Origin of the sequence: Methylobacterium sp. Leaf94, assembly GCF_001426045.1 — a bacterium.
GTDB lineage: Bacteria > Pseudomonadota > Alphaproteobacteria > Rhizobiales > Beijerinckiaceae > Methylobacterium.
On record NZ_LMRM01000064.1, the window covers coordinates 81,854 to 104,586 of the forward strand.

Sequence of the window (22,733 nt, forward strand, 5' to 3'; positions counted from 1 at the left end):
GCGTTCGTGAAGAAGAACTATGGGCAAACCAGAAAATGGCGACCCACCTTCCTCACCGACGATCTCTGGTCAGATGCCGGCACGGCCTTCCCCAAGCATTTCTGGCTGATGCTGTACGAACTCTCCTCCATTCATTGCGAACACCGTAAAAGTGTTCTATCGAACGCAACGTTATGTCCGATGGTCGGTCCGAATCTTGTGGGAGACCGTCGGAACAGCAGTCGATGCTCTCGATGAGGCGCGGATTTCCGTCTGTCCGCGTAGGGTGAAACCGCCGTTTGCGAACGCGTCAACAATGCCGAGCGTTCTTTGATGGACGGATTCGGTCAAAGCCCGATCCTGTTGCGCTGACGGAATGGTTTGTTCCAGCATCGTCTCTCGGATCATGCGTAGATCTCCGCTCCTGCTCGATCCGTGATGGTCTTGTTGGGCAACTGGAACGCGACTGCTGCAAAGTGTGCAGGCGATACGCGAAAAATTGATAAATGATCCACACGGACAGGATGAAAAATCGCCCATTCTGTGATGTAACATCTTGCTTGCAAAGAGATCTGAGCCTACGCTTCAAGACAACATCGGCTCTTATGCAGATTGGCTACGAAACATGACCGAAACAGACAACGACGCAGCTCGACTCATCACCCTGGCCGCCGACATCGTCTCGGCCTACGTCAGCAATAATCATGTACAGAGCGCGGAGCTTCCTAAGCTGCTCAGTGATGTGCATGAGGCGATCCGTGGCGTAACCGCCAGTGGCACGCCGGCAGCCGAGGCGGGTCCGCCGAAGGCGACTCCCCAGGAGATCCGCCGCTCGATCACGGCGGACTATCTGATCAGCTTCGAGGACGGAAAGCAGTACAAGACGCTGCGTCGCCACCTCACCCTGCGTGGCCTGACGCCTGAGCAGTATCGGGCCAAGTGGGGCCTCGCGCCCGACTATCCGATGACCTCGGCAAGTTACTCGGAGCAGCGTTCCGAGTTGGCCCGAGCCCTCGGCCTCGGTCAACAGCGCCGGAAAGGTGTAGCCAAGAGCGCGCCGGAGGAGACCGTGTCCGCTCCGCCGCCCGACGAGGAGGCAGCCGAGGCTCCGCAAGCCGAAAAGAAGCGTCGCGGCCCGCGCAAGAAAGTCGACGCCTGAGTTTGGATCAGGTCTGCACGCGCCAAGGTGCGTGCAGACCGTTTTCGACATGGTCTGCACCGGCGATGGGGCGCTGATCGGGTTTCCGCCCGGTCCGCGCCGCTCGTGTTGTTATCCGGTCCGCCTGCTTGCGTGACGCGCCGATGTCTCGAGCCAGCGCTCGCCTCGCAACTCGTCCCATCCGGAGTGTTGGAGGAGTACGTCTGCGGGCTTGCACCCTTCGCTTCATATCGGTCGAGCGCGTGCGCGTTAGCGAGACGCCTTTGCTGTGCAATCCTGTAACCGCTGCAGCTCCGGTTCGGCGTTTGCCATGAGGCCCCCGCCCTGCACCGGTCAACGCGTCCGCTGCCCTTTGATCGAGCCGCAGTAGAGCGCTCTCGCCGGCGCCTTCGAGCGTCGGCTTTTCCGAGGAGGAGCGGGGTGCAGTACGTGCCATGGGCTCGGCAGAAGCGCCGTGATTGCCCGGCTGGTGCCCTCGCGGAGGTCCGGGGAGCCGGTTGAACCCCGCAAGCCGTGGGTCATCGGTTGGTCCCCCGGAAGACCTCCAGATCCGGTGCTTGCAAGACGCCCTCGCCTTCCATTTCGCGTGGTGCGTGAGGGGAACGACTCGCCATTCCTGCGTCGTCTTATGATCCCGAACGCGCGCATGCCCGTCGCCCCTGCGAGCGGCGAGGTCCTCGAAGGCGCCCTGGAAACCGCATTCGGCGCAGCCTCCCGGCCCCCGTGGGCGCCAACGCGATCCGCCAAGGGCGCGGCTTGCCGTCGATCGTGCGCAGCCGTCCCCCCAACCCGCTGGGCCCTCAGGACAGGGGCGTCGCCAAAACCTTGTCGATGCGGCGGCCGTCCATGTCGACGACCTCAAAGCGCCAGCCATGCGACTCGAAGTGGTCGCCGGTGCCCGGGATCCGGCCGAGGCGGAAGATCACGAAGCCGGCGAGCGTGGTGAAGTCGTCGGAATCCGGATGCTCGGCGAAGGCGAGGCGGTCGAAGGCCTGCGAGGCCGGCATCATGCCGTCGATGAGGAGCGAGCCGTCCTCGCGCTCGACGACGTTCGGCTCGTCGCCGACTTCGGGGATGTTTCCGGCGATCGCCTCCAGGAGATCGGTCTGCGTCACGATTCCTTCCAGGCTGCCGTACTCGTCGACCACCACCGCCATCCGCACGGGCTTGGCCTGGAAGGTCTCCAGCACGGCGAGGATCGACATGCTCTCGTGCACGACGATCGGGGGCTGGGTCACGGCCAGGACGTTGACGGGCTTGCCGTCGAGCAGCTGGTTGAGCAGGTCCTGCTTGCGCACGACGCCGACGATCTCGTCGACTTCGCTGCGGCTCACCACCAATTGGGCGTGGTCGCAGGCACGCACGGAGGTCAGGATGGCCTCCGGCTCCTCGTCGGCATCGACCCATTCGACCTCGTGGCGCGGGGTCATAATATCGCGCACGCGGCGCTCGCCGATGGAGAAGATGCGCTGCACCGCCTCCTGCTGCGCCTCGCGGATCAGGCCGGCCTCCTGGCTCGCCTGGACCAGGAGGTTCAGTTCGGCGGTGGAGTGCAGCGAGCCCTCGCCGTGGCCCGTCTGCAGGCCGAACATCCGGACGACGCCGTTGCCGAGGCCGTTCAGGAAGAGGATTGCCGGGCGAAAGACGAAGAGGAAGACCCCCAGGGGCCGCACCACTGCGAGGGCCGTGCGCTCGCTGCGCTGGAGCGCGAGGCTCTTCGGGGCGAGCTCGCCCAGCACGATGTGCATCGCCGTGATGATGACGAAGGAGATGACCACCGCGATGGTGTGGGCGGCCGTGGTGCCGACGGGCTCCGGCAAAAAGCTCAATGCCGGCACGATGATATGCGCCAGCGCCGGTTCGCCGACCCAGCCGAGGGCCAGGGAGGAGATCGTGATGCCGAGCTGGGTCGCGGCCAGGTAGGCGTCGAGCTGATCGGTGGCGCGCTGGAGCGATCGGGCGTTGGTCCGTCGCTCGGAAACCAGTTCGGCGACCCGGCTCTTGCGGACGGAGACGAGGGCGAATTCGGCGGCCACGAAGAATCCGTTGGCGAGCACGAGGGCAAAGACGGCGAGGAGGCCCAGGCCGGTCACCCATACATCGTCGGAAATCGTCGTCTCCCCTGGTCAGCGCCGGATCTCTACCAGCTACGCGCGAACCGGGCCACAGCGAACCCGCGGGGCGAAGCGGTCCGGCGGTCCACCGGTTGGAAAACGCCTGCGTATACCGCGCGGGTCGTGTCGAGGTCGCGGGGGTTCGGGCTCGGCGTCGACCCCGTCGCGCGTCGCACTCAGGCCCCCGGCGGAATCGCGTAGGTGCCGGTGGCGTGGCAGACGAGCGGGCCGCCGTCCGGGCCGGTGATGTGGACTTCGCCGACGGCGAGGCGGCGGCCGAGCTTGAGCAGGCGGGCGGTGCCGAGGAGCCCGGTGGGCCCGGGCTTGCGCAAAAAATTGAAGCTGAGGCTGGTGGTGACGGCGAGCGCCACGGGGCCGAGGCTGGCCAGGATCGCCGCGTAGAGGGCGTAGTCGGCCAGCGCCATCATGGAGGGGCCGGAGACCGTGCCGCCGGGGCGCAGGTGACGGTCGTGGTGGTCCATCCGCATCCGGGCGAGGCCGGGGCCGACCTCCACGAGGTGATAGGTCCGGCCCCCGGCCTCCATCTGCGGGAAGGCCGATTCGAGGAAGGCCACGGTCTCTTCCAGCGACAGGGCCTGAGGCAGGGTCTCGGACATGGACGGACACTCCGGTTCATCGGGCGGCGCCCGGCCCGAAGACGCGGGTTCCCCGCGCGACGACTGGACAACGCTTCGCGCGTCTTAAGCGAGACTCCGCGAAGCCTTGCAGCACGCCCTCGCTTGCCCGACAAGATCGGGGATGCCCCAGTCCCACGATGCCTACGACCCCGCCCTGATCCGCCGGGTCCTCGCCGAGACCCGGACCATCGCCCTGGTCGGCGCCTCGGCCAACCCGGCCCGGCCGAGCCACCACGTCATGGCCTTCCTGCTGGAGCGCGGCTACCGCGTCATCCCGGTCAATCCTAGGCTCAGTGGGCAGGTGCTCCAGGGCCAGCCCGTGATCGCCCGCCTCGCCGACCTGCCCGAGCCCGTCGACATGGTCGAGATCTTTCGCAGCTCCGACGCCGCCGGCGGCGTGGTGGACGAGGCGCTGGCCCTCCCCCAGCCGCCGCGCTTCATCTGGATGCAGATCGGGGTGCGGGATGATGCCGCCGCCTCGCGGGCTGAGGCGGCGGGGTGTGTTGTGGTGATGGATCGGTGCCCGAAGATTGAGATATTTCGGTGAAATTGAGTTAAGCTAGGCGGCGTTGAAAACCGTGATGTAAGAACAGTATTAGCAAATATTTATTTGGTCAAAATAATCGTTAACTGGAATTGCATGTGTTAAAAATCAAAATCAGACAGTTTTTATGGCGAGTAATACCAAAGCGATTACAGAAAATGTTGAGAATACACGAAGAGAGAATGGGAATTTATCTTTCCACGTAAATTTCAGCTCGTCGTCTATCCAACTAATCTGCTGCTGCTCGAAAAATTTGTAATGAGCAAACCAATCGCTGAATAATATCTGTCGGCTAATGCCGGTTTGATAGAAAATATTTTCAAGATTTTTTAGTTTTTCCTGGCTCTTATCGAAATCTGCGCCAGGTTTTACATCATAATACAAGTCTCTTAGTTCTGCGTATATTTTTAGGAGCTTTCGACCCTCAATCTCATAATCTTCTGATTTATATGGATTGATGTAAAAGGTGCATATCCCAAGTATTATCAATATAGCAGAAGGTAGTTTCGCGGATAGAGGATCGTGTATCAACGCTAAAACGCCTACGGCGCTCGAAATGAATCCTATCCAGCCTGGCGCCTTTTCGACGATGTCATAAGTAGCAAAATGCTTCTTCGCGCCGAAACCCACATTGTATCCAGTCGTCGCGATCGATTTGAGTAGGCCAATTTGGTCCACCTTATTCCCTCGTATTGCTAATTGGTACATCGATTCGGTCTGTTGCGACGACAACGCCATTCTTTACCGCGTAGCATTCTACAATGTGGTCGCCTTTGAAGTCTGTGGATTCTTTACGTTCGCGATGTCCGCCGTCCCGGATAATTTGACCTCGTATCGCCTTTCTTCTTACTGCGAGTGGCCCACGGTTCATTACCTTCCAATAAAGATCGTAAGGTTCCGGAACAGAACTGGCGGCGATGTGGAAACGTAGGCTTTTGTCAATACGGAGATGTCTCACGTTCGCAAGTAGTGTGCGAAGCAGTGACGGTCTAAATCCCCGTTGTGTGACTTCACACTCCAACTCAATGTCATACCGCACGTCAACTGGAAAAAGATCGTCAATAAATTGTTCAGTGTTCGGCGCCTCATAGGCGTCCATTGCAACTACATTCTCCTTTACCACCTTGTCTGGGCGTGGCGGAAATCCACGCCCATAGACTCTACGCCAACGTTCGTTTCTATAGATTTCTCCTTCAGCCTCGATAGCTTTAAGGCATAATTCATACGCCTTGCTTGCTTTGCTTCTAAAGTCCTTCTTTACGCGTACTCGCTGTCTACTTCCGAGTTCAGCATAGTAATCTTGTTTATTTTGCTCGGACAAATATTTGAAGAAATCTCGGCTCATCCAATCATAATATAGGAAGCTCTTGTCGTCATAATCAGAGTTTTGACTGAGAAAGTTGTAGCAGAGAGTGTCGATCAACAGGCCTCCCATTGCTACGCCATGCTTATTTTTCCAAGCGCGAGCAATTTTGCAGAGGCGTCTTAGGTTTTCGTTTTTTTCCGCGCCGAATTGTTTCATGGCCGCGATTTCATCGCGCGGCTTCGTAATTTTCCAGCTTCCACCATTATAGGTATCGGGATACTTGAAGGACCCGTCAGGCATCTCAAATACAGGTTGAACTTCGACTTGAAAATCTGCATAAAGTACTTGGACTACGAGACGGTCTACCTTGACCGTTGTGCGTGGGTAGCGCGATCCTATAGTTCTACAGACCTTCGTTAGTAGATCTCCTTGACCATTGTTTTCATAAGTAGCCCAGCAACTCGACGGTACGATGTATAGCATATCCAAATCGGATATGCCTTTGATCGCGGTGTAACGTCCATATGAGCCGACACGAAGGCTGTCTGCTGTCTTCGAGTCAGTGTTTCGAAACTCCAGATTTAAGGCGTAAGTGATTTCGTCATAACGATTTGAAATAGTATCTGCATTATCAACCTTTATATTATCTAAAAATGTCTTGAATGCGTCTGAGATACTCATGGGCGAATTTTGCCTGGGGCAATTATGTGCAATGCTCGTGAAGAACGGAGTCTGAAAGAGATTTCTAGCTAAAAATTTCTATTGGGGATAGGCGAATAAAACATCAAAATAAATGAAAGACTGGGTGTTCATACATCGCGATGGCAAGTACGCCGGCTTAAAGCAATCGTATTGTCTTTAAGTTAGAAATAGTACTATGTAAAAATCCAATAATTCTTACATTAAATCCTAATATATACGTTATATCTTGTATATAAATTTAGTTATTGTTTTTTTATATCTATAAGACGCTATCCTGCCGCGTCTCCCGCATCAAAGCCACAGCCCCAAAACTAATCCCAGCCGCCACGGCCAGATAAAGCCCCACCCAGCCCACACCACCCCACTCGCTCAGCCGCTGCGCCAGGTACGGCGCGGCGGAGGCCCCCAGGATGCCCGCAAGGTTGTAGGTCACGCTCGCCCCGGTGTAGCGCACGCGGGTCGGGAAGAGTTCGGGCAGCAGCGCCCCCATGGGGCCGAAGAGCCAGCCCATGGCGAAAAGGCCGAGGCACAGGAAGCCGAGGACGAGGCCGCCCTGGCCGCTGCCGAGCATCGGGCCCATCAGCAGGCCGAGGCTGGCGGTGAAGACGAGGCCGGAGAGGAGGACGGGGCGGCGGCCGTACCGGTCGGCGGCCCAGCCCGAGAGGGGGATGCCGAGGCCCATGAACAGCACGGCCACGCATTCGAAGAGCAGGAAGGTCGGCCGGGTGAAGCCCAGCGTCGAGACGCCGTAGCTGAGGGCGAAGACGGTGGAGAGGTAGAACACCGCGTAGCAGGCCACCATCGCGAATGTGCCGAGCAGGGTCGCCCGAATGTACTTCGTGAAGATCACCGCCAGCGGCACCTTTTCCGGAGCGGCTTTTTCCAGGGCGGCCTTGAAGACCGGGGTCTCGGTGAGCTTGAGGCGGACATAGAGCCCGACGCCCACGAGGACGGCGCTCGCCAGGAACGGGATGCGCCAGCCCCAGGCCTGGAAGTCGGCGGGGCTCAGCGCCAGGGCAAGGCCGAGGAAGCCGAGATTGGCGGTGATGAAGCCCACGGGCGCCCCGAGCTGCGGGAAGATGCCGTAGAGGGCGCGCCGGCCCGGGGGCGCGTTCTCCACCGCCAGCAGGGCCGCCCCGCCCCATTCGCCGCCGAAGCCCACGCCCTGGCCGAAGCGCAGGACGCAGAGGGCGAGCGGCGCCCACCAGCCGGCGGTGGCATAGGAGGGCAGGCAGCCGATCAGCACCGTCGACAGGCCCATGATCATCAGGGAGGCCACGAGGGTGGCCTTGCGCCCGACCCGGTCGCCGAAATGGCCGAAGAACGCGGCGCCCAGGGGCCGGGCGATGAAGGCGATGGAGAAGGTGGCGAAGGCGGCCAGGGTCTGCACCGCCGGATCGCCGGGCGGAAAGAAGATCGGCCCGATCACCAGGGCGGCCGCGGTGGCGTAGACGTAGAAGTCGTAGAACTCGATCGCGGTGCCGACGAAGCTGGCGATGAGGATGCGCGCGGCCGGCACGGCCTCGGCGGGTGTCGTCGGGCGGGTCGCGGCGGGGCGAAGGGCTGTCTGGCTCATGGCCGGGGCCTTAGCGCAGGCGCGACCGGCAGGATAGCGCTGGTTCGGGGTTGGGCGGAGCGTTGGCGCGCATCGCCTTCTCTCCTCTGCGGGAGAAGGTGGCCCGTGAAGCGGGTGGGATGAGGGTGCGCCCCGGTCGGAGAGGGTGCCCCCTCTCCCGGTCGCTCCGCGACCACCCTCCCCCGCGGAGGGGGGAGGGTCATCGCGTGCCTTGACCCCCTTCCCCGTCCGGCATAAAGAACCAGCGTTCGTTTCAGCGGATGACGCCCCCTTCCGTCGGTCGCGGCCGAGGCGTAGAGGGTGGGCGTGTGCGGGCCGGCGGGCCCGGGAGGTTTTTGCGATGACCGATCGTCTGCCCGGCTTCAACACGCGGGCCATCCATGCCGGTGCCCTGCCCGACCCGACCACGGGGGCCCGCGCCACGCCGATCTACCAGACCGCCTCGTTCGTCTTCGACGATGCCGAGCACGCCGCCTCGCTGTTCGGGCTCGAGGCCTTCGGCAACATCTACTCGCGCATCACCAACCCCACCAACGCGGTGCTGGAGGAGCGCGTTGCGGCCCTGGAGGGCGGCACCGCCGCCGTGGCGGTGGCCTCGGGCCACGCCGCCGAGTTCCTGGTGATGCACGCGCTGATGCAGCCGGGCGACGAGTTCATCGCCGCCGACCGGCTCTACGGCGGCTCGATCAACCAGTTCAACCACTCCTACAAGAACTTCGGCTGGAACGTGGTCTGGGCCGAGACCGACGACCCGTCCTCCTTCGAGCGCGCGATCACGCCGCGCACCAAGGCGATCTTCTGCGAGTCGATCGCCAATCCGGGCGGGGTCATCACCGACATCGCGGCGCTCTCGGAGATCGCCAAGCGCCACAACATCCCGCTCATCGTCGACAACACGATGGCGAGCCCCTACCTGATCCGCCCCTTCGAGCACGGGGCCGACATCGTCGTGCACTCGGCGACGAAGTTCCTGGGCGGCCACGGCAATTCCATCGGCGGCCTCGTAGTCGACGGCGGCACCTTCCCGTGGGTGGGCGACGCGCGCTTCCCCATGCTGTCGGCCCCGCGCCCGGAATATGCCGGCAAGGTGCTGGCCGAGACCTTCGGCAACTTCGCCTTCGCCATCGCGGTGCGGGTGCTGGGCCTGCGCGACCTCGGGCCGGCGCTCTCGCCCTTCAACGCCTTCCTGCTCCTCTCGGGCATCGAGACCCTTCCTCTGCGCATGCAGCGCCATTGCGACAACGCGCTCGCCGTGGCGACCTTCCTGCAGGGCCATCCGGCGGTGTCCTGGGTCAGCTATCCGGGCCTGGAGACCGACCGCTACCACGCGCTCGCCCGGCGCTACACGCCGCACGGGGCCGGGGCGGTCTTCACCCTCGGCCTGAGGGGCGGCTACGAGGCCGGCGTCAAGCTCGTCTCCGGCCTGACCCTGTTCTCCCATCTGGCCAATATCGGCGACACCCGCTCGCTCATCATCCACCCCGCCTCCACCACCCACCGCCAGCTCACCGACCCGCAGCGGATCGCCGCCGGGGCTGGGCCGGAGGTGGTGCGGCTCTCGGTCGGCCTCGAGGATCCACAGGATCTGATCGCCGATCTCGACGCCGCGCTGAACGCCTGAGCGGGGCGGTGTTAACGGTCTCTTTACCATGTTGGGCCGAGGCTCGCGGCGCGATCACCGGAGGTGGCGATGTCGGCCTTGGCTTCGATGGACTGGGCATTCGTGGAACAGATCAGCGACGCGGCGGCGTTCCTGGCCATCCTGGCGACCCTCGTGGGGCTGGCGATCGCCTTCGCCCCGGGGTTGCCCGGGTGCCGCGTCACCGCTCCGGTGAAACGGATGCGCGACACCGGCCGTTGTTGACGACACCCTTGGCGGGGCCTAGGCCCCCGTCTCACCCCTGTCGCGAGATCGTCCGGCCGCCGATGACGCAGAACCCGCCAGAGAGGCAAGCCTCGACAGAGACGCAAGATCCGACGGATCTGCCTGTCGTTCTCCTCGTCGAAGACGACGGGCTGCTTCTCATGGAAGCCGCCGACACGCTCGCGGATGCCGGCTTCGAGGTTCTGGAGGCGAGCCACGCCGACAACGCCCTCTCGGTGCTGGAGAGCCGCGGCGACGTCGACGTACTGATGACCGACGTGGACATGCCGCGCGGCTCCATGGACGGCTTCGCCCTGGCCCGCCTCGTGGCGCATCGCTGGCCCTCCATCCCCGTCCTCGTCGTCTCCGGCATGGGCACCCCCGGCCCGCACGACATGCCCGACGGGGCGCGCTTCATTCCGAAGCCCTACGAGCCCTCGACCCTGGTCCGGACCCTGCGCGCCTTCACCCACCGCGCCGCCTGACCGCTCACCGCGACCTCTTCACAGACGGGAGGCCCCGATGGCCACCGAGACCCAGACCCATCGCTTCGCCACCCAGGCGATCCATGCCGGCGCCGCCCCCGACCCGGCCACCGGCGCCCGGGCCCAGCCGATCTACTTCACCAACGGCTTCGTCTTCGAGGACACCCAGCAGGCGGCGGACATCTTCGCCATGCGCCGCACCGGGTTCTCCTACTCGCGCGGCTCCAACCCGACGGTGGCCGCCCTGGAGCGCCGCGTCGCCGCGCTGGAAGGCGCCAAGGCCGCCGTGGCGGTGGCCTCGGGCCAGTCGGCCGTGCTGATGGTGCTCATGACCCTGATGAAAAGCGGCGAGGCCTACGTCGCCTCCTCGCGCCTCTTCGGCGGCTCGCTGGGACTGATGAACCGCCTCGACGGGCGCTACGACCTCAAGCCCCAGTTCACCAAGGGCCTGACCCCGGCCGATTTCGAGGCCGCGATCACCCCGGAGACCCGGGCGATCATCTGCGAGTCGATCGTCAACCCCTGCGCCACCGTGATGGATCTCGCCGGCATCGCCGCGGTGGCGCGCCGCCACGGCCTGCCGCTCGTGGTCGACAACACCCTCGCCTCCCCGGCCCTGATCCGGCCGATCGAGCACGGGGCCGACATCGTCATCCATTCGACCTCGAAGTTCCTCGGCGGCTCAGGCCAGACCATCGGCGGCGTGATCTGCGACGCCGGGCGCTTCGACTGGGCGGCGATCCCCGGCCGCTACAACCTGATGAGCGAGCCCTGGGCCGACTATGACGGCCTCGTGCTCACCGAGCGCTTCCCGGACTTCGCCTTCGCCTCGGCCTGCCGCGTCTTCGGCATGCGCGAGCTCGGCCCCGGCCTGTCGCCCATGAACGCCTTCCTGACGCTCACCGGCGTCGAGACCCTGCCCCTGCGGATGGAGCGGCACTGTTCGAACGCGAAGGCGGTGGCGGCCTTCCTGAAGGACCACCCGGCGGTGGCCTGGGTCAGCTATCCCGCCCTCCCCGGCCAGGAGGGCGAAGCGATGGCCGCCCGCTACGTGCCGCAGGGGCCGGGCTCGATCTTCACCGTGGCGCTGAAGGGCGGCGAGCCGGCGGCGGTCCAGTTCATCATGGGCCTCAAGCTGATCTCGCACCTCGTAAACATCGGCGAGATCAAGTCCCTGGCGATCCACCCGGCGACCACCACCCACCGCCAGCTCAGCCCCGCCGACAAGGCGGCCGCCAAGGTCGGCCCCGAGACAGTGCGCCTCTCCATCGGCCTGGAGAGCGTCGATGACCTCATCGCCGACGTCGATCAGGCCCTGGCGCAGATCGGCTGAGGGCTGCGCGCCCGACGGGACGGCTCAGGTCAAGCCGACGCCGATGACTCCGCTTTCCATCAGGGAGAAGCGGATGCCGGACCGGCGCAGGGCGTCCACGGCCCTGTGGCGGGAGCGCTGCGCGATCGCCCCGACGTTCTCCTCCATGCGCTTAACGGTCGAGAGCGAAAGACCGGCGGCCCGGGCGAGGTCCGTCATCGACCAGTCCAGCAGGGCCCGGGCGGCGCGCAGGTGGCGCCCGTCGATCGCCTGCTCCAGGCCTTCGCGAAACTGGTCGCTGGCCAAAGGGGTGTGTGATCCGATCGGACGGGTCAGGCTGCTCCAGTCCACCACCACGCCGGCCGCGTCGCGGAGCGGAACGGTGAACACCTCGAAGCGCTCACGATTGCCGCCGGCAATATGGAGCAGCGGCGTCAGCCGATGGGCGAGCATTTCGGCGCCCTGACCCGGGAGGCGGCGGTGCTAAAGACCGGCGGCCCGGGCGAGGTCCGTCATCGACCAGTCCAGCAGGGCCCGGGCGGCGCGCAGGTGGCGCCCGTCGATCGCCTGCTCCAGGCCTTCGCGAAACTGGTCGCTGACCGGCGACGTCATCGAGCCCATCGGCCGGGTGATGCCGGCCCATTCCCGGATCTCCCCGCCCGAACTTCGGATGGGGACGACGAAACTCTCGAAACGCTCCCGTCCGTGGCGCATGATGCGCAGGAGAGGTGTCGCTCGGTAGGCGAGGCCCGCACTGAACGCTTCGCCGCCATGGGCACGCCAGTGCTCACGCTCCTCATGCGTGATCGTCTGGAAAGCATCTGTCGCGATCTCAGAAGCCGAGAGGCCCGTCAGGTCGCAGAATTCCTGTGTGAAATCGAGACCGATAGCCAGATCACTGAAGAAGAACAGGGTCCGCCTTTCGTTGAACAGGGCCCGCCGGCGCCGCTGCTCGGCCATGCGTGCCTGCTGCAGCCGCTCCTGATCCGTTACGTCGAGCACGACCCCGGCCGCCCCGCGGGGGCGCCCGTCCGGCGTGAGATAGATCTCGCACCGGACCGACAGCACGCGGATCGCGCCGTCCGGGCGGAGCAGGCGGACGGTCTTCTGGCCAAGCGTCACGCCCTGGATCAGGTCGGCGCGGGTCTCCACCCCCTCCCGGTCCTGGGGATGGATCAGGCCGAGGAGACGCTCGTAGCCCGGCCGTGTGGTCTGGGGGTCGAGGCCGAGCACGCGGAACAGGCCCGGCGACCAGGCGTGATGGTTGTCGGGGAAGCCCCAACTCCAGGTCCCGGTGACACCCTGGCTCTCGATGAGGTCCAAAAAATACGGGGACGCGAATTCGAGACTTTCCAGATTCATCCTTATGACGCCGGTACCCAACACCAAAAACCGCCTCGTCCTTATAGTATCCGCTTGGCATATGGCGAAATCGAGGGATGAAAAACTTAGAGTTCAGCACCCGCTCCGTGTCTTGATAACCTAAGGTATGTTTCTGGATATGCCGGCAATTCGCCGCGATAGTGCGGCGCTCGTTGCGGGCCGGCCGGACGCCGTCGGGGACTTGACCTCCGATGTCGTGGAGGCCCCGGGCTCAGCGAGGGCGGGCTCGCCCCTCGGCCGGCGGACCGGCGCGCATCCGATCCGTCCGATCCCTCCGGGATGGGGGATCCGGGCCTTGCGCGAGCGCCGCGCCGACGTGGCGAACCAGGCACCGCTCCGGGTGTGCGAAGCCCGATCAGCGCAGGCCGACGCCGATGATCCCACCCTCCATCAGGGAGAAGCGGATGCCGAAGCCGCGCAGGGTGTCCACGGCCCTGTGGCGGGAGCGCTGCGCGATCGCCGCGACGTTCTCCTCCATGCGCTTGACGGTGGAGAGCGAGAGACCGGCGGCCCGGGCGAGGTCCGTCATCGACCAGTCCAGCAGGGCCCGGGCGGCGCGCAGGTGGCGCCCGTCGATCGCCTGCTCCAGGCCTTCGCGCGGACGGGTCAGGCTGCTCCAGTCCACCACCACGCCGGCCGCGTCGCGGAGCGGAACGGTGAACACCTCGAAGCGCTCACGATTGCCGCCGGCAATATGGAGCAGCGGCGTCAGCCGATGGGCGAGCCCATCTGACTGGGCTGCGATGCTCACGTCACGCCAGTGCTCCCGCTCCTCGCCCAGGATCGTCCGGAAGGCATCGGCTGCGATTTCGTCCGGCGAAAGGCCGGTCAATTCGAAGGCCTCCTGGGGGAAGGTGAATCGGCGCTCCGGATCGCTGGAGAAGGCCAGCGTCCGCGTCTGCTGGAACAGGGCTCGCCGGCGCCGCTGCTCGGCCTGGCGGGCCTGCTGCAGCCGCTCCTGATCCGTCACGTCGAGCACGACCCCGGCCGCCCCGCGGGGACGTCCGTCTGGCGCCAGGTAGATCTCGCTCCGGGCCAACAGCACGCGGATCGCGCCGTCCGGGCGGAGCAGGCGGACGCTCTGCTGGCCGAGCGTCACGCCCCGGATCAGGTCGGCGCCGGTCTTTACCCTCTCCCGGTCCTGCGGATGGATCAGGCCGTGCAGACGGTCGTAGCCCGGCCGGGTGGTCTGCGGGTCGAGGCCGAGCACGCGGAACAGGCCCGTCGACCAGACATGGTGGTTGTCGGCGAAGCGCCAGCCCCAGGTCCCAGCGACGCACTGGCTCTCGATCAGGTTCAGAAAATAGGGGGACGCGAAATCGAGGCTTTCCAAATTCATTCGTGAGGTGCCGAGTAAAAATAATAAGAACGTCTCCAAGGTATAGTATCAGGGTGGCGTGGCGTGCAATGGAGGCCCAGCAAACCTAGAGTATGAGATGCGGCGGGGTCCTTGTAAACCTCAGGTATATTTTGCGGGGTGTTGATGATCCGCCGCAACATTGCGGTGCGCGAAGGGTGGCGGGCCGGCGACGGAAGCGACGGTCGTCGTGAACCCGACGCGGTTCCCGCCTCTCCTGCGCGACGGCCGACCCCTCCGCCGCGCCGGGCGGCCCCTGGGACGGTGCGCCGCGCGATCGGCCTGGAGACCGTCGAGGCCCCCAACGCCGACGTCGCGCAGGCCCTGGCCCGGCTCGGGCCGCACCCCTCCCCTCGGCCGGCGAGACGGCTCAGGTCAGGCCGACGCCGATGACCCCGCCCTCCATCAGGGAGAAGCGGATGCCGGACCGGCGCAGGGCGTCCACGGCCCTGTGGCGGGACCGCTCCGCGATCGCCCCGATGTCTTCCTCCATGCGCTTGACGGTGGAGAGCGAGAGGCCGGCGGCCCGGGCGAGGTCGGTCATCGACCAGTCCAGCAGGGCGCGGGCGGCGCGCAGGTGGCGCCTGTCGATCGCCTGCTGCAGGCCTTCGCGGAACGGGTCGCTGGCCAGGGGGCTGTGCGATCCGATCGGGCGCGTCAGGTTGCTCCACTCCACCACCACGCCGTCCGTGTCGCGAAGCGGAACGGAGAACACCTCGAAGGGCCCGCGATCGCCGCCGGCGAGGTGCAGGACGGGTCTCGTCACGTGCGCCCGCCCCGAAAGCTGTCCCTCGATGCTGCCTTCGCGCCAGTGCTCGCGCTCTTCATGGACCACACACAGGAAGCCGTCGGCCGAGATGTCCGCGAGCGAGAGGCCCGTCAGATCGCTGGCCTCCCGGGGCATGGAGAACGCGTAGTCCGGATCGTTGGAGAACAGGAACGCCCGCCCCTGCTGGAACAGGGCGCGCCGACGCCGCAAATCGGCCTGGCGCGCCTGCTGCAGCCGCTCCTGATCCGTCACGTCGAGCACGATCCCGGCCGCGCCGCGGGGGCGTCCGTCCGCCGCCAGATAGATCTCGGTCCGGGCCGACAGCACGCGGACCGCGCCGTCCGGGCGGAGCAGGCGGACGGTCTTCTGGCCGAACGTCACGCCTTGGATCAGGTCGAGCCCGGTCTCCACCCGCTCCCGGTCCTGCGGATGGAGCAGGCCGAGCAGACGGTCGTAGCCCGGCCGGGTGCTCTGCGGATCGAGGCCCAGCACGCGGAACAGGCCCGGTGACCAGACATGATCGTTGTCGGCGAAGCGCCAGCCCCAGGTCCCGGTGGCGCCCTGGCTCTCGATCAGGTTCAGCAAATACTGGGACGCGAATCCAAGGCTTTCAACATTCATCTGTGTCGTGCCGGGCAACACCAACGACGGACATGGCCGCTGTATAGTGTCCGTCCGGCGTCGTACGCAATACAAAGCAAGACATGCAGAAGTCTTTATTTATTTGTTCGCAGGTGTAACCTTCGGCGGCCTTAGGCCGACCGCCGAAGATCCGCAGCGACGCGGCAGCTCTGACGGCGTGGTGGGCCGGTTGCAGGGGGGACGCGCGTCGTGAACCCGAAGCGGTGCCCGTCGCTCCTGCGCATCGGCCGACACGCCTGCCCGGAGCGCACGAGCCGGAGGCGTGGTGCTGGAGCCCGGCCTGAAATTCTGTCTCGTCGTTTGTCGTTTCGGGATCACCCGCTTCCGCTGATCCCTGACAAACTCTAGGCCGCGGCGGAGAGGGTCGGCGGGCCCGCGGCCTCGATGCGGTTGCGGCCGAGTCCCTTGGCCCGATACAGGGCCGCATCGGCGCTGGCCAGCATCGTGGTGAGGTCGCCGTGATCCGGCGCCGCAAGACCGATGCTGACGGTCGCCGGAATCCCGGGGCCTTCCGCCCGCGCGGCCGCGGCGGCGAAGCGGCTGGCGATGGTGGCGCCGCGGCTCAGGGCCTGAAGCCGGTCGCAGTCGGGCAGGAGCGCGGCGAACTCCTCGCCACCCAGACGAACCAGAAGCGCGTCGGGGCCCGCGCCCGCGCGGGCGGTTTCGGCGAACAGCCTCAGGATCGCATCGCCCGCCAGATGGCCGTAGCGGTCGTTGATCGCCTTGAAGTGGTCGAGGTCGAAGGCCAGGAGCGCGACGGGGCGGCCCTGCTGCTCCCGCAGGATCCGGCTCCCCTGCTCGAAGAAGGCGTGGCGGTTCGCCAGCCCCGTGAGCTGGTCCGTGTGCGACAGGCGCAGGAGGTGCTGTTTCTCCTCCTCGCGGACGAGGGCGAGGAACGACATCGGCATCGCCACCGAATACAGGACGGCCTCGACCATCGTCGCCTTGGCCACGACGACGAGCATGTCCGGGCCGTACCACTGGACGAGGACGGGGGCGACGAAGGCGCGGCCGAGGTAGAACCCGGCGTGGACGGCCGAGATCGCGACTGCCACCGGCCGGGATCGCAATCCCCGGGCCGTGCGGCTGCGCAGGAGGATCCACGCCGTCAGGCCGCAGGCCAGCGCGATGGGCAGGGCCGAGACGTGGTTCCAGAACGCGGTCGGGAACTGCGTCCCGGCGAGCGCCCACAGGACCGCGAGGCCGGCCAGCGCGGCGAGGGAGGCGCGGAGGTGCCGCCACCCGTCGAGGCTCGCCGCGGCGTTTAGGACCAGGAGGTAGCCCGACACCATCAGGAGGTTGGTCGCTGCCATGCCGAGGGCGACGGGTACGCGGCCGCGGTTCATCGCCACGACGCAGCCCAGGACAAAGGCCACCAGACCGGCAGCCAGCACGGCGAGCCCCTGCGCCCGCGCCGGGTGGGCCTGCCGCTCCCAGAGCAGAAGCGACGTCGACACCAGCAGCGTCCCGATCGTCAGGTACCAGAGGGTTTGGAGATCGATCTGCATCGCTTTGCCTGTCTCGCGGCAAAGCTTACCGGCTCGGTTACGCCAGGTCCCTTACGGTTCCACGCGAATCGTCGACATAGTTCCCGCAATGTTAAGGGCCCGCCGGTGCCCGCGCCGGGTCAGGTCGATGCCTCCTCCCGGTGCCCGATGCCGATGACGCCGCCGTCCAGACGCGAGAACCGGATCCCCGCCTTGCGCAGCGTCTCGACCGCCTTGTGCCGGGACTGTTGGGCGGTGTTGTCGAGATGCTCCTCCATGCGCTTCACCGTCGACAGGGAAAGGCCGGCGGCCTTCGCAAGATCGGTCATCGACCAGTCCAGCAGGGCGCGGGCGGCGCGCAGGTGACGCCCGTCGATTCCCCCGTCGAGAGCCTCGTCGAACGGCGGGCCGGGCGGGTGCGCGTCCGCCTCAAGCGAGCGAGTGAGGCCAGCCCAGTCCTCCGCCCCGCCGCCCGAATCCACCGGGACCGGCGCTTCGGGGAATGGGAGGGCGGCATCGCCGAAGAGGCTCGGCGTGCCCTCGTCTCCGAACAGGACCCGGCTGCGGCGCTGGTCGACCAAGCGCGCCTGCCGGAGGCTTTCGTGGTCCGTCACGTCCAGGACGACGCCCGCGGCCCCGCGCGGTCGCCCGTCCGGGTCGAAATAGATCTCGTTTCGCACCGACAGGACCCGCATCGCGCCATCCGGCCGGCGAAACCGCACCGTCTGGCTGCCGAGGGCAGTACCCTGGATCAGGTCGGCCCCGGTCGCCAGTTTCGCGCGATCCTCCGTGAGGACCAGTCCGACCAGCAGCTCGTAGCTCGGCCGCGTGGTCCGAGGGTCGAGGCCCAGGAGATGGTACAGGCCGGACGACCAGACCTGCTGGTTGTCGGCAAACTGCCAACCCCAGGTGCCAGTGAGCCCATGGCTTTCAATCAGGTTTAAAAACTAGGCTGGAGAAAACTTGAGATTGTCGACCTGCATGTCGTCACGGCCTGCTGCACCTTCTCAAATGATAGTGTCATCAATCGAGCAAGTCCGCAAATCAGACTAGCTAACCGGATAAGCTGCCGTTTGTGGACAAAATTAGTTCTTTATGACCCATTTCGGCGGTTATTATTGGGGAGATTCCCGTTCCGACACGCCGGACACCGATGTCATCGGACGATTTCGAGTCGCGGTGGTCGCCCTCGGCGCGGGCGGCGACCGGCTCCCATGATCCGGGGCCTGAGGCCTCGACCGCTTCGGCGGCTCCGCGGCATCGCAGCGGGCCGGCCAAGGGAGTGAAAGGCCGATCGTTCGCCGCACATCCGGGGGATGCGCCGTGAAGTCCGGCCCCCGCGGGCGACCGGCGAACGCGCGGCGTCGGACCGTCCGTGGTCCGCGCGCCCGCTTCAGGCGATCCGCAGGGTGGGCTCCGCCTCCGCGTCGCCCAGCAGGTCCGGGCGGTTGCGCAGGAACCAGGGGACGCGGCTCGCCGGCATCGGCTTTCCGTAGAGATAGCCCTGGACGTTGGTGCAGCCTCCGTCCCGCAGGAAAGCGGCCTGCTCCGCCGTCTCGACGCCCTCGGCGGTGACGTCGAGGGCGAGGCTGCGGCCGAGCTGCAGCACGGCGGTGACGATGGCGGCGTCGTTGGCGTCGCGCTCCAGGTCCCGGATGAAGCTGCGGTCGATCTTGATCTCGTCCACCGGGAACTGCTTCAAGTGGGTGAGCGAGGCGTAGCCGGTGCCGAAATCGTCCAGGGCGACCCGGATGCCGGAGCCGTGCAGCTCGGCCAGCACGTCGCTGACCCGGTCGCCGTGGCTGCCGAGGAGGACGGTCTCCGTCACCTCGACCCCGATCCGGCTGCGTGCCAGGCCGGCCGAATCGACGTCGTCGAGGAAGGTCCCGGCCAGGTCACCCTGGGCGAACTGCGCCGTCGAGAGGTTGAGGAAGACGCGGCCGGGATCGAGCCCGAGGCTGATCCAGTGCAGGAGGTCGGCGATGATCCGCCGGCGCAGGACGTCGCCCACCGCGACACCGATCTCGGGATCGTCGAAGACGGCCGAGAAGGCGCCGGGAGCGAGGAGGCCGCGGACGGGATGGTGCCAGCGCGCCAGAGCCTCGAATCCGATCACCGCCCCCGAGAGCAGGTTGATCTTCGGCTGGTAGTGGGGCTCGAGGCCGCCGCCCCCGTCGAGGGCCGCGCGCATCTCGCGAGTCATCGCCACCCGCTCCTCGATGTTCGCCCGCAGGGCCGGCACGAACAGCGTCGCGCGGTTCCGCCCCGAGGCCTTGGCGGCGTAGAGGGCGAGGTCCGCGTTGGTGAAGAGGTCGGCCGAGTTCCCGGCATGGTCGGGGTAGAGGGCGAGGCCGAGGCTCGCGCGCGGCGCCACGATCCGCCCGCTGATCGGCATCGGCGGGTGCAGGACGTCGAGGATGCGCTCCGCGAGGTCGTGGATGCGGGGTCGCCCCGCCGCATCGCGGCCGGTGCAGATCACGACGAACTCGTCGCCCCCGAGGCGCGCCACGAGGTCGTCCGGTTCGATCACGCCGCAGAGGCGCAGGGCGACCTCCTTGAGCAGGGCGTCCCCGGAATCGTGCCCGAGGGTGTCGTTGATCTCCTTGAAGGCGTCGAGGTCGAGAAGGATCAGGCCGACCGCAGCGGCTTGGGCTTCCGCCCGCGCCAGGGCGGTCTCCAGGGTGGCCTGGAACAGCGCGCGATTGGGCAGGCCCGTAAGCACGTCGTGATGGGCGGCCGAGCGGATTTGCGCCTCGGCGGCCTTGCGGCTCGTGATGTCCACGAGGCTGGAGACGTGACAGGCGATGCCGTCGATCTGGACGCACTCGATCGAAAGGAGCACGTCGCGGCGCTCCCCGGTGAGGACGACGATGCTCGCCTCCCAGTCGCGGATCGCCTGGCGCCGGTCCAGCACCGCCTGCATCCGGCGGCGGTCGGCGCCAGCGAGGAAGTCGCGGTTCGCGTAGTTCGCCAGGGTGTCGCCGGGGGCGAGCCCGAAGAACTGGACGCCGGCATCGTTGGTGCTGACGATCTGCCCGTTGGCCGCCCGGGAGACCACGATCGGCACCGGCACGGCCCGGAACATCGTCTCGAACAGCTCCCGGCTCTCCGCGAGTTCCAGGCTCGCCCTGCGTTCCACGTCGGCCGCCGCCCATTCCAGGCGGCGCAGGCGGTTCGACCGGGCGATGTAGAGCAGGATCGTCAGGTGGCCGAGGACGAACTCGATCGCCAGGGCGAGGCTCACCTCGCCGGGGGATCGCATGGCGAGGAAGCCCGACAGCAGGACGAGGGCCGACACACTGCCGGTGACCGCCGTCCGAATGAAGCTCAGGGGCACGACGAGCATCAACGCGGTCGGCACCAGCAGCGCCGCCAGGACCGGAATTTCGGGGCGCGCCACGCAGAGGGCGCCGAGGCCCAGGCTCGCGGCGGCCTGCCACGGGAGGAGCCATCGCTGCAGCTGCGCGAAGTCCTTGACGGACCGCAGGGCGACCAGACCGCCGAGCGTCGCCGCCACGAGGCCGAGATGCGTGACCAGCATCGCCCGCATCCCGCTGCGGGCCTCGATCAGGCTGAGGTCGTCGACGAGGAGCAGGAGGTCGATCGCCAGGGAGGCGCACAGGACCGCCCGCGTGTGGCGCAGAATCCTGGGGAGCCGCTCCGCCCGGAACGCCGTTTCGTGGGCACGGGAGGCGAATGCGCCCGCAGGAGTGATGAGCCGTTCGGTCGTCATGACGCCCGACCGTGACACGCAAAGATCGCGCAGGGGTTAAGAGCGCCTGGCCTGGGCTTTTATTTCACAGCGCGCGGCCCGCGTGCCGTCAGGGCCCGCAGCGCGCCCCGCATCGTGCGCACATCCTGCTCGGTCATGGCCATGCGATGAAGCATGTCGCGCATGTTGCGGGCGATGATGTCCCGCTTCTCCGGCGGATAGAAGCCGGCGGCCGCCAGGCTGTCCTCCAGCGTCGTGAAGAGCGAGGCCATCGCCTCCCGGGTCGCGGGCGGCGACAGCATCTCGCCGGTGAAGGGCAGCACGGAGAGGCCGGCTGCCCGGCGCCACTCGTAGCTCATGAGCAGCACCCCCTGGGCCAGGTTCAGGGAGGAGAAGCGGGCATCGACCGGGAAGGTCACGATGGCGTCGGCGCGGGAGACCTCGTCGTTGTCGAGGCCGGAGCGCTCCCGTCCGAACAGGATGCCGACCCGCTGGCCGGCGCGGCCCGCGACGTCGCGCATGGCCTCGTCGGGCGCGAAGACCCGCTTCATCTGACCGCGCTCGCGAGCCGTCGTCGCCAGCACGTAGTGCAGGTCGGCGATCGCCTCGCCGAGGGTGTCGTAGACCACCGCGCCGTCGAGGATGTGGGTGGCGCCCGAGGCCGCCTCGCGCACGCCCTTCTTCGGCCAGCCGTTCTTCGGCGCCACCAGGCGGAGCTCCGACAACCCGAAATTCGCCATGGCCCGGGCGGTCATGCCGATGTTCTCGGCCAGTTGCGGCTGGACCAGGATGATTACGGGCCCGGCGGAGGATGGGGCGGGTTCGGCCGCCGCGGCGCCGGTGGTCACGGGGTCGGTCGTTGCGGGATCGGTCGGCATGGGATCGGGCATGTGCGGGTCGGAGCTCATTCGCGCCGTCTTGCACGAGGCGGGCGCGACGGCCAAGCGCCGCCGGCCCGGGGAGGCCCGAGCGGACTCAGATCTTTCCGTCGAGGCCCATCTGGTAGTATTTGTGGATGATCTTGTCCTGGTTCTCCAGGAGCCAGTCGATCGAGGGCTCGTTGGTCATCGCCTTTCGGATCGCCTCGGTCATGCCCCGGCGCTGGATGTCGAACAGCGCCTTGTGGTCGACGGTCTCGGCCTCGATCACGCCGGGGCTCAGCCAGACCGAGCAGATGATGCCGAGGTCGTTGGCCTTCTCCTTCGGGATGTAGCCGGCCCGCACCGCATCGAGCACGCCGTTGGCGATGGCGAACTGCACCGTGCCCATCAGGATCGAGGTGTACTTGCTCTCGGTGACGCTCACCTTCGAGACGCAGAGCGTGACGGGGCGCACCATGATGTCGGTGTTGAGGAGCGCGAAGACGCGGCTGTGGCCGACGACCTGATCGCCCGTGAGGGTGGCGAGGGCGGTGCCCACCGGACCGTCGAGTTCGCCGATGATCACCTCGGGCTCGGACGCCGTGTTCGGCGGTCCGCCGGCGACCAGGGCCTCGCCGGCGCGAAGGATGATGCGTTCACTCATGGGGCTCTCTCAGGACAGCGGAGGACAGGACGGCGGGGGCTGTGCCGCGTGGCGGGCAGATTCCGCGTGTCGGCGTCAATGTCCAGCCCCATGGCCGCATGGGGCCCCGCCGCGCCTTCTGACGCCGTCCGCGCCGCCCGGGTCGTACGTGGCCCGCGGCCGATCCACAGGGCATCGGGG

19 protein-coding genes and 1 pseudogene are annotated in these 22,733 nt (G+C 66.3%); 6 read left to right on the top strand and 14 right to left on the bottom strand.

The features are described from left to right. Positions 1-604: 604 nt before the first annotated feature. Positions 605-1,138 (top strand): MucR family transcriptional regulator, encoded by a 534-nt coding sequence (locus tag ASG63_RS23020; RefSeq protein WP_056222479.1) that lies wholly within the window; start codon positions 605-607, stop codon positions 1,136-1,138. An 800-nt stretch (positions 1,139-1,938) separates the two neighbouring features. Here the strand turns inward: ASG63_RS23020 and ASG63_RS23025 are convergent. Then, positions 1,939-3,231: a hemolysin family protein gene (locus tag ASG63_RS23025; protein WP_274534758.1), complete on the bottom strand. Its 1,293-nt coding sequence runs from the start codon at positions 3,229-3,231 to the stop codon at positions 1,939-1,941. A 197-nt stretch (positions 3,232-3,428) separates the two neighbouring features. Further along, a complete protein-coding gene (locus ASG63_RS23030; RefSeq protein ID WP_056222483.1) occupies positions 3,429-3,869 on the bottom strand; it encodes a PaaI family thioesterase in 441 nt (146 codons plus the stop codon). Between the two features lie 142 nt (positions 3,870-4,011). Here ASG63_RS23030 and ASG63_RS23035 point away from each other — a divergent pair. Then, positions 4,012-4,434: pseudogene (locus ASG63_RS23035) on the top strand (CoA-binding protein); the annotation flags it as partial. Positions 4,435-4,548: 114 nt separating this feature from the next. Here the strand turns inward: ASG63_RS23035 and ASG63_RS24835 are convergent. The 3 genes from ASG63_RS24835 to ASG63_RS23040 all read right to left on the bottom strand — a co-directional run bounded on the left by ASG63_RS24835 (position 4,549) and on the right by ASG63_RS23040 (position 8,018). Further along, the gene (locus tag ASG63_RS24835) at positions 4,549-5,112 is read right to left on the bottom strand and encodes an SLATT domain-containing protein (RefSeq protein ID WP_082559472.1); all 564 of its coding nucleotides are present in this window, start codon (positions 5,110-5,112) and stop codon (positions 4,549-4,551) included. A gap of 1 nt (position 5,113) precedes the next feature. Next, positions 5,114-6,421, bottom strand: a complete 1,308-nt coding sequence (locus tag ASG63_RS24840; RefSeq protein WP_082559473.1) for an SMODS domain-containing nucleotidyltransferase — start codon at positions 6,419-6,421, stop codon at positions 5,114-5,116. A gap of 280 nt (positions 6,422-6,701) precedes the next feature. Beyond that, complete coding sequence (locus tag ASG63_RS23040; RefSeq protein ID WP_244480011.1) at positions 6,702-8,018, bottom strand: MFS transporter; 1,317 nt, start codon at positions 8,016-8,018, stop codon at positions 6,702-6,704. 340 nt (positions 8,019-8,358) lie between these two features. Between ASG63_RS23040 and ASG63_RS23045 the strand changes: the two genes are divergently transcribed. The 4 genes from ASG63_RS23045 (at position 8,359) to ASG63_RS23055 (ending at position 11,700) form a co-directional block, all read left to right on the top strand. Continuing rightward, positions 8,359-9,639: an O-acetylhomoserine aminocarboxypropyltransferase gene (locus ASG63_RS23045; RefSeq protein WP_056222493.1), complete on the top strand. Its 1,281-nt coding sequence runs from the start codon at positions 8,359-8,361 to the stop codon at positions 9,637-9,639. A gap of 69 nt (positions 9,640-9,708) precedes the next feature. After that, positions 9,709-9,882: a hypothetical protein gene (locus ASG63_RS25750; protein WP_156394322.1), complete on the top strand. Its 174-nt coding sequence runs from the start codon at positions 9,709-9,711 to the stop codon at positions 9,880-9,882. A gap of 62 nt (positions 9,883-9,944) precedes the next feature. Further along, positions 9,945-10,367 carry a response regulator gene (locus tag ASG63_RS23050; protein WP_056222496.1) on the top strand — a complete coding sequence of 141 codons (423 nt, stop codon included), beginning with the start codon at positions 9,945-9,947 and terminating at the stop codon, positions 10,365-10,367. A 37-nt stretch (positions 10,368-10,404) separates the two neighbouring features. Continuing rightward, positions 10,405-11,700 carry an O-acetylhomoserine aminocarboxypropyltransferase/cysteine synthase family protein gene (locus ASG63_RS23055; RefSeq protein WP_056222501.1) on the top strand — a complete coding sequence of 432 codons (1,296 nt, stop codon included), beginning with the start codon at positions 10,405-10,407 and terminating at the stop codon, positions 11,698-11,700. 24 nt (positions 11,701-11,724) lie between these two features. On the opposite strand, the gene ASG63_RS23060 is transcribed toward ASG63_RS23055, so the two are convergent. From ASG63_RS23060 to ASG63_RS23100, 9 genes are all read right to left on the bottom strand, one after another. Continuing rightward, positions 11,725-12,132 (bottom strand): helix-turn-helix domain-containing protein, encoded by a 408-nt coding sequence (locus ASG63_RS23060; RefSeq protein ID WP_056222506.1) that lies wholly within the window; start codon positions 12,130-12,132, stop codon positions 11,725-11,727. A gap of 30 nt (positions 12,133-12,162) precedes the next feature. Next, on the bottom strand, positions 12,163-13,041 hold the full coding sequence (locus tag ASG63_RS23065; RefSeq protein ID WP_082559474.1) for a PAS domain-containing protein: 879 nt from the start codon (positions 13,039-13,041) through the stop codon (positions 12,163-12,165). Positions 13,042-13,417: 376 nt separating this feature from the next. Next, positions 13,418-14,395, bottom strand: coding sequence for a PAS domain-containing protein (locus ASG63_RS23070; protein WP_162248667.1), 978 nt, complete (start codon positions 14,393-14,395; stop codon positions 13,418-13,420). 394 nt (positions 14,396-14,789) lie between these two features. Further along, the gene (locus ASG63_RS23075; RefSeq protein WP_082559475.1) at positions 14,790-15,809 is read right to left on the bottom strand and encodes a PAS domain-containing protein; all 1,020 of its coding nucleotides are present in this window, start codon (positions 15,807-15,809) and stop codon (positions 14,790-14,792) included. 365 nt (positions 15,810-16,174) lie between these two features. Further along, entirely contained in the window at positions 16,175-17,338 is a 1,164-nt protein-coding gene (locus tag ASG63_RS23080) for a GGDEF domain-containing protein (protein ID WP_056222519.1), read from the bottom strand. Positions 17,339-17,457: 119 nt separating this feature from the next. Beyond that, a complete protein-coding gene (locus ASG63_RS26710; RefSeq protein WP_082559476.1) occupies positions 17,458-18,255 on the bottom strand; it encodes a PAS domain-containing protein in 798 nt (265 codons plus the stop codon). A 455-nt stretch (positions 18,256-18,710) separates the two neighbouring features. Then, on the bottom strand, positions 18,711-21,050 hold the full coding sequence (locus tag ASG63_RS23090; protein ID WP_056222534.1) for a putative bifunctional diguanylate cyclase/phosphodiesterase: 2,340 nt from the start codon (positions 21,048-21,050) through the stop codon (positions 18,711-18,713). Between the two features lie 59 nt (positions 21,051-21,109). Next, positions 21,110-21,784 carry a TrmH family RNA methyltransferase gene (locus ASG63_RS23095; protein ID WP_244480017.1) on the bottom strand — a complete coding sequence of 225 codons (675 nt, stop codon included), beginning with the start codon at positions 21,782-21,784 and terminating at the stop codon, positions 21,110-21,112. 220 nt (positions 21,785-22,004) lie between these two features. After that, positions 22,005-22,553, bottom strand: a complete 549-nt coding sequence (locus ASG63_RS23100) for a formaldehyde-activating enzyme (RefSeq protein WP_055952093.1) — start codon at positions 22,551-22,553, stop codon at positions 22,005-22,007. Between the last annotated feature and the right edge of the window lie 180 nt (positions 22,554-22,733).